This is a genomic window from Xanthomonas sp. NCPPB 2922, from assembly GCF_041520885.1.
Classification (GTDB): domain Bacteria; phylum Pseudomonadota; class Gammaproteobacteria; order Xanthomonadales; family Xanthomonadaceae; genus Xanthomonas; species Xanthomonas campestris.
Window position 1 is genome coordinate 1 of sequence record NZ_JBGOFY010000042.1, and the last position, 6,803, is coordinate 6,803.

A 6,803-nucleotide genomic window follows, 5' to 3' on the forward strand; every position below is an offset into this window, starting at 1 on the left:
TGGTGCCCACCAATACTGTGGTTTCTTCGCCCAGGGGATGAATGTCGCGGGATCAAAAATGGCTTGCAGGTCTGCGTCCTCGAACAAGCGGATCGCCTTGTCGGGGTTGATGGTGTGATCTTCTTTGGGCTTCCGAAACGCCTTCATCGGTGACAAGTCGATGGCTTGCCCGTTCACCAGGTGATTGAAGAAGGCGACCAAGAAGCGCCTGTGGCGCTCTTCGGTGGCCGGGGCCAGCGGCGGCACGTCTTGCTCTTTCCCCAGGGCGATTGCCTCGTCAAAGGAGAGGTCCTTCAGCAGCGGATCCGACACCAAGTTCCTCGGAGCCCAGCGCAGCAGCGTCCAGAGCGCTTGGATGTGGTGGTAGTCCACACGGGCCGCGGAGATATTGCCGCAGGTCAACAGGAGCAGCTTCAACGTGCGCTCGGTGGACTGCACAGTTTTCGGGTCGAGCTGGCGGCGACGCATGTCTTCCAAATGATCGTCGACTTCTCTGGCCAGTGGGCGCGACGGCGTGCCCATGGGCAACTGCGCGGGGTAGCGCGTGCTGTTCTTCAGGCCGCTCTTTCGTCCGGTTTCGTCGAGCGCGGCGAGGATGCATTCTTGCAGGTTGATGGCGGCTTCCCGACCTCGGATGATGGCGCGGTCGATGCGGAACCGGCCGATGTGGATGCCTTCCAAATGCAAGAGGCCGAAGGGCGAGGCGATGTAGTCGTTGAGTGCTGCGGACGGTAGAGCGGTCATGGGTCACTTCCATCGAAAGATGGAAGTAGGGATATGACATGACGAAAATTCGTCAACGGGGGCGATACAAAAATCTGCGGTGTCGGCACAGTCCTTAGGTGTTGGGGTGTCCCCTCTGAGGTGCTTCCCGGGTTTTCTAATTCGTTATCTGGCGAAACGCCTTATAAACCAAGGGTTTCAAGGAAGGTTGAGTCGATTTATCGCAGTCATTTGTGTACTGTTTGCAGTAAACAAGCTAACTAAATAGCTTAAGTAGCGCTGCTTTAAAGTGAATATAAGTTAAATGTTAGGCTATTAATTGTTAGGTTTAATTTATTATACGGAGAGTAATGAGCCTGGTTCGGAACTTCCATCGGGCGCGAGACCTATGGCGCGGTAAACGTCGGAGGTTCAATGTGAGCTTGCCGGATGTGGGACCCAATGGTCGCTCACCCCGCGGGACGCTTGAGCAGCGTCGTGCCGGCACCTGAAAGAAACTGACTCCGTGCTGCCCTGGCGACGATGCGTCTCAAGCGGTGCGACCGGGCTGCCGATACTTGAGCCCATGGACCGAGCCGAGTTGCGCATCCACCTCAATCAACTAGACGCAGCGGTGCCAGCGTTGCGCGCGTCGAGTCCTGACCGCCGCCATTTCTGGCGAGCTTTTTCCAGCATGGCCGCTGCCATCCAGAGCAAAGCGATGACGAGCGAGGACGTGCAGTTCGTCGGCCGCCGGGCCGAGGAAATCTTGTCTTGGCATGGGCTAACAGAGGCGGACGGCGAGGGCTGAGGTCAGGCGGTTGTTAGGCCGCGCTTACTGAGCCTGTGCTCGACACATAGCACGCAGCCATCCAGTGCTTGGCGTAGTCATACGCAGCGCTTCGATCAGGGAAGGCAACAATGGGGACTGGGTAGCGGTGAAGCGTGATGCCGCCGGGCCTGGAAATTAGGAGCTCTGGAAGGAACTTCCCGTCAGCCGGAGTGATATGGGCTGTGAGCAGGTAATCGCCCACGTGCCGAGTTGCGGTAACGCCCAACAGTGATCCTCCTCGAGGGTGCTATGCACCTCTGGTTGCCTGACACCATCGTCAGACAAACGACTGCCAGGGCCAGCCCTTGGCAAGACGTCATCATGGAGGGAAAGGGCTTGAGACACTGTCGGCGAAAGGTGGACTGGACTGTAGGTATTTTCCTAGCCCGGTTCGAATCGCCGAGGTTGCTGTCTAGCTCAGGTGTCGCATCAGCCACTCGGAACTCATCGTTGAAAAGCCGGACCACGCGGCGTCCTTCTTTGCCAGCTTGGCCACCAGAAGGCGATCTTCCTTATCAAGGTGTCGCCTCAATGCATCGCGTATGGTGCTGGCGTTTCCCAGATGGCCGATGAGCCAAGTCGAACCGACATCGTTGGACCAAGGATGACCAATTTCCTTGATCTTTAAGAAGAACCCTGTGTAGTCCTTGTCGCTACTCTTGCACTCGAAACTCACCATGTAGATCGGCACGCACAACTCCTTTTGCTCAGTTTGCGCATTATGCCTGGGCAAGCTCGTTCTCAGGTCGACCTCTTATTACTCTAAAGGCCGATTAGGGCGGATATTTTCTAATTGGGCGCTCAGGGTGCATGAGTGTGCAGGACCGGGGCGTTTGCAGACAGGCGCCTGATTTCGCATGGGGACGCAACCTCTTCGCTTCCGCGCAGCGATGGGCATCACAGGAAAGTAGCCTGGCGTTCGAGGGGCCTATGCAGTCCCGCTGAATCCGTCAGGTAGATCTCTATGTTCAATGTGAACCGCTTACTTCGCTCTCGTCCGCGAACTGACACCACCGAGCGCAGGCCTGCCGAAGACACGACGCCACGCGAACCGTCCGGCGCGGTGGATGGCTTACTCAGCCCTCTGCGTGCGCGGCCGCGACGTCGCGAAAACACGTCGGCGACCGACGCCTTGCCGCCCAGAAGTCCAGGGCGTTTTCTACGGTCACCTCTGCGTTCGTCGATGCAACCAGTTTCGCTAGCTGGCGCGTCTTCTGCATCACCGCGCAGCATAGAGCACGACATCGAAGATTGGCTCGCACGCAGCCTGCCGATGGCAGAGCGGGTCCCTAGCGGCTACAACCTGCACAACGGCGAGAGGGATATGTCGCGGGAGGTTCTGCAAGGCGTGGCAGACGCAATCCGCCGTGCAGCCGCCCGCCAAAGCACCAGGCTCGCACTCAACTACGGCCTTCCTGCTACGACGCTACCGGATGCGATCGGCCGACTTGAAGCGCTGCAGGAACTGTTGCTGATCAACACGGGGCTTCAGTCGCTGCCAGACAGCCTGGGGCAGCTCCGCCAGCTTCGCCACCTGCAGGTTGCCGCCACCCCAGGTCTAAAAAGGCTGCCAACGTCCTTGACGAGCTTGTCCAACCTGGAGACCCTTCAGTTGACGGCGATACCGTTGGAGGAGTTGCCGAGCGACTTAGGGCGTATGCAAAGCCTGCGCAGCCTCACGCTGGGTGGCGGACGCTATGAGCGCTTGCCGGCCAGCATCATCCAATTGAGCCAGTTGACCCAATTGAGCGTATCTCACTCGTCGCATTTCCGGGAGTTGCCTGAAAACATCGGCAACATGCAGGGGCTCACTTCACTGGAAGTGGTATCGAACTCCAAGCTGGAGCAACTGCCAGGGAGCTTCACCCGGCTGCACCGGTTGGAAGAACTCAACCTGTCCTCCAACGGCCGGCTGGCGCAATTGCCCGAGGACATCGGTCAAATGAGCAACCTGACGAAACTGTCGCTGAAAGACTGCTCCGCACTCCGGCATCTGCCCGACAGCGTGGGGGAACTTTCCCAGCTGCAACTCCTGGACCTGCGCGGCACGGGTCTGCAAACCCTTCAGCCATCCCTTGCGCGGCTTCCCGCCAACTGCGAAATCAAGGTGCCGGATCATTTGCGCCGCCAATTGGCCCAAATCCGCAACCCGCAGCCGGTGCAGCACGCGGCGCAGCCGCTCGCTGGCAGAACGCGACCACCGGCGATGCCTGCGGTAGAGCAGGCCGGGGCATCGTGGAACCGCGGGCCCGAGTTCACGCGTGTGTTGAGGGGCATCGATGCCGACCTGGGAGAGCGTTTTGATAAGTGGATGCAGGGTCTGGCACAAAACGCCATGATCTTCCACAGGTCCATCACGCCGGCCGACATGCGCCTGCTGGACCAAGTGGTGGCCGAGGCCATCACGTCTCCCGAATTCCGAAGCAGCTTCGGCGAGTTTTTGAGCGAGCACACCGTCAAGACCCTGAACATGGATGGCATGACCCAGGTAGGCGGTGGCGGGCCGCCCGTGCGGGGTGATGTTAAAACCGCTTTTTCGGAAATGCTGAAGCACAAGCTCATGCACACGCGAAACCGGGAGGCGGCACTGAGCATGCTGCAGGAGGCGATACGAAATCCTGATCTAGGTCTGTCGAGGAACAGGCTGCTCCATAGCATGAACGAACTCACGGGACGTCCGCAGATGTGGCCGCCGCTGCGGGCCTACATTTCCATGCACGATGTGGAGGGAAAGGCTGCGCAAGAAGCCGCCACCACTTGGGCCATGGCTCACTTCGACGAAGCGCAGGAGGGTGTCATCGGGGAAGCAGAAGCCAAGCGGGAGTCCGAACAGGCGCAGGCCAACGCGAACAGCTTCATCGGGCTGCGGGCACGTGCGCTGTTAAAAGAATGGCGCATCCGTTAGAGCCCCGGCTTGCTGTGCCGACGGCTGTGGCGTCATTTGCAATGATGTGCTTGGTTGGGGCGTAGGAAGCAGAGCTGATGCGTGAGTTAGCTGACTTGCTATCGTGCTCAGAGAAGCGTTACTTCCGGCAGAGTCATCCAGCGAAAGTCGATAGCTAACCATTGTTCGGAAAGACGCACACCCAATCAATTTAGAGCAGATCACGTTGGCTAGCGGCCGCCCTGAAACTTGAAGCTGAAACGTGCGGTCGATGACATGGCGGTGTGCCCGCTGATGAGCACTGGTGTGGCGTCCACCAGCGTCAACATACCATCGGCGACAGACACCGGGATACCCAGCGTTAGATCGACCTGCTTAGACCAGCCGCCGCCCATCACGGTCGTCCTGACGATCAACCGGCCTGCCACGACGCATTGAACGTCGGCCGGGCAACGGCTGTCCTCAATGACGTGATCGGGGCGCACCTTGGGCCCGTCGACCGCCGCAATCTCGCCCAGACGCACGGGGCCTTCGATGGGCAGGCTAGTGACGGGGCCAGTCGCTGCGCACCCGACAAGTGAGACGACCAAAAGCATTGCAAGCACCAGGCTGCGCAAGTGGCGGAAACGCTTCATGGCGGCAGTCATGCTCTTGTGTTGTGAAGATAGAAGCTGATGTTCTCGGCGAGCTGCGCATAGGCCTCGATCGCGTCAATGTGATGGAGCATCACTTCACCGTGGTGCTTGCGCGCGAGCGCCAGCATCGCGGTCTCAAACTCCAAGGCTTCAGCGGGCAGGCCAACCACCTCGAAGGCGGCAGCCAGTGCTAGATGAAAGCGCTGCTCGTCAAGCGGGTGAAAGGTATGCCACGTTTCCACGCGCATCCACGGGTCCAGGGCCGCTTTCAGTCGTTCATTTCCCATGGCTCGGTGCCAGTCCGAAGATGCCTCGAGTGTCCCACAGCTAGGCGGCATTTCGTTGATATACATGCCTCAGCTACTGAGCCCGAAATGCGTTGAGCATGAGTGCTTTTCGTGGGTCGACGCTCAAGGCTGCTGGCGCTGGCGCTGGCGCTGGCAGCTGGCAGCTGGCAGCGGATTGCAAGCGGCGTGGTTCGGGCAGGCGGCGACAGGGCGAGTGCAGCAGATGCCAATGGCACGCGAGCAGCATGGAGCCCACCCTTGGTTGTTCGACCACTGGCCTGGGAGTCGCACATCACCACTCTCTACCAGCGCTGGGCCTCCGAGAGGGACCTTAGATGAGTTCCAGAACTGTTAGCCAATAGATATAGTTAACCCCGCGGCTTGACAAAAAGCGCTTAACGGATAGAAGTATGGGATGTCAATTCAAGATTGCATCTCAAAGTTGACCTCTCTTGGCTATCGGGTTGAGCCAGATGATCGCGTTGGTCGGGAGGACTGCTGGTTGCTTTTCTCTCCAAATCATTCTCTTGGACCAGGTGAGCCAAATTTCTTCGATACAGAGAGCTTGATCACTTGGTCGCTCCGGTTTCTGATCCCGCGCCATATTGACGATCGTTAAAGCGGTTGCGCAGGCTCGACTTTCACTACTAGACTGTAAAGCGGTAGCCTAGGAAAAAATGCCGGTGAAAAAAGCGGTGTTGAAGTCTGACCCAGCCAAGAGGCTGATCCCGATCAAGGAATGGCTGGTCAAGCATCACGGTCAAACGCCAAGTTGCCCGATATGTAATTGCAATCTTCGAGTGGATGCCCAGCTATCGAAGACAGTTGGAACCTATTTTTCTCATCCACAAGGCTCAGGTTGCCCTACTACCCCAACCAGTGGAGCCGCGTTTAGGTATCTTCAGGGTATCCCTCGAGGAACTGCTGCTGAAGCGGCGAGTGTGCGCCAGTATGCGCTAGACAACCTTGAAAGCATCTATTATCGCGCAAAAGAAATATGTCCTGAGCTAAAGTGGACGGAGTTTTTGCCACTCTTAGATAAGGCAAGGGAGCTGGATGCTTGGTCTCTCCAAGCTTTCGATAAATTGTATATTCCGTATCTTCTGTTGTGCTGCGCTGAATCGTTTGATGGGATTCGTGGTTCTGATCGGCCGCGAAAAATATTTTTTGTTCTTGAGCCCGAAGCTTCAAAGGCAAGTTTCTGGCAGAGAACCGGTGAGAAACGAAGAATTTGGCGCGTGGTGGAATCCACCAAGGACGTAGATGACATTCAGATGATCCTTCAAGAATGCGAGCCCTGGTATCGGCAACGAGCGCGACGAGCGTTGATGCTTTGAGCGGGGCTCGGGCACACTGTTTGCATTTCCGGGCGTGGGACCCATGGTCGCTCACTCCGCGCGACGCCCGGACGAAGTAGTGCCGGCGCCGAGGAGGGAGTTTACTCCGTCCTTGCGCTGTCTTGT

The 6,803-nt window shown here is 58.0% G+C and carries 6 protein-coding genes and 1 pseudogene; 3 read left to right on the forward strand and 4 right to left on the reverse strand.

The annotated features are described in order from the left end of the window. Nucleotides 1–744, reverse strand: a pseudogene (locus ACD584_RS21640) (integrase); the annotation flags it as partial. Nucleotides 745–1,288: 544 nt separating this feature from the next. Here ACD584_RS21640 and ACD584_RS21645 point away from each other — a divergent pair. Further along, nucleotides 1,289–1,513 carry a hypothetical protein gene (locus ACD584_RS21645; protein WP_175611669.1) on the forward strand — a complete coding sequence of 75 codons (225 nt, stop codon included), beginning with the start codon at nucleotides 1,289–1,291 and terminating at the stop codon, nucleotides 1,511–1,513. Between the two features lie 433 nt (nucleotides 1,514–1,946). Here ACD584_RS21645 and ACD584_RS21650 read toward each other — a convergent pair whose 3' ends face one another. After that, the gene (locus tag ACD584_RS21650) at nucleotides 1,947–2,225 is read right to left on the reverse strand and encodes a hypothetical protein (RefSeq protein ID WP_139328385.1); all 279 of its coding nucleotides are present in this window, start codon (nucleotides 2,223–2,225) and stop codon (nucleotides 1,947–1,949) included. A 582-nt stretch (nucleotides 2,226–2,807) separates the two neighbouring features. Here ACD584_RS21650 and xopAE point away from each other — a divergent pair. Beyond that, a complete protein-coding gene (xopAE, locus tag ACD584_RS21655; RefSeq protein WP_076037061.1) occupies nucleotides 2,808–4,439 on the forward strand; it encodes a type III secretion system effector XopAE in 1,632 nt (543 codons plus the stop codon). 209 nt (nucleotides 4,440–4,648) lie between these two features. Here xopAE and ACD584_RS21660 read toward each other — a convergent pair whose 3' ends face one another. Next, complete coding sequence (locus ACD584_RS21660) at nucleotides 4,649–5,065, reverse strand: hypothetical protein (protein ID WP_076037060.1); 417 nt, start codon at nucleotides 5,063–5,065, stop codon at nucleotides 4,649–4,651. Continuing rightward, a complete protein-coding gene (locus ACD584_RS21665) occupies nucleotides 5,062–5,406 on the reverse strand; it encodes a hypothetical protein (protein WP_228438129.1) in 345 nt (114 codons plus the stop codon). Before ACD584_RS21665 ends, ACD584_RS21660 begins: the two co-directional genes overlap by 4 nt. A gap of 617 nt (nucleotides 5,407–6,023) precedes the next feature. On the opposite strand from ACD584_RS21665, the gene ACD584_RS21670 reads away from it, so the two are divergent. Continuing rightward, on the forward strand, nucleotides 6,024–6,677 hold the full coding sequence (locus ACD584_RS21670) for a hypothetical protein (RefSeq protein WP_147309026.1): 654 nt from the start codon (nucleotides 6,024–6,026) through the stop codon (nucleotides 6,675–6,677). Nucleotides 6,678–6,803: the final 126 nt, after the last annotated feature.

Bases quoted from the DNA above. Each gene is read 5' to 3' on its own strand.
- ACD584_RS21665 (WP_228438129.1), bottom strand. From the start codon at position 5,406: ATGTATATCAACGAAATGCCGCCTAGCTGTGGGACACTCGAGGCATCT.
- xopAE (WP_076037061.1), top strand. From the start codon at position 2,808: ATGGCAGAGCGGGTCCCTAGCGGCTACAACCTGCACAACGGCGAGAGG.
- ACD584_RS21660 (WP_076037060.1), bottom strand. From the start codon at position 5,065: ATGACTGCCGCCATGAAGCGTTTCCGCCACTTGCGCAGCCTGGTGCTT.
- ACD584_RS21645 (WP_175611669.1), top strand. From the start codon at position 1,289: ATGGACCGAGCCGAGTTGCGCATCCACCTCAATCAACTAGACGCAGCG.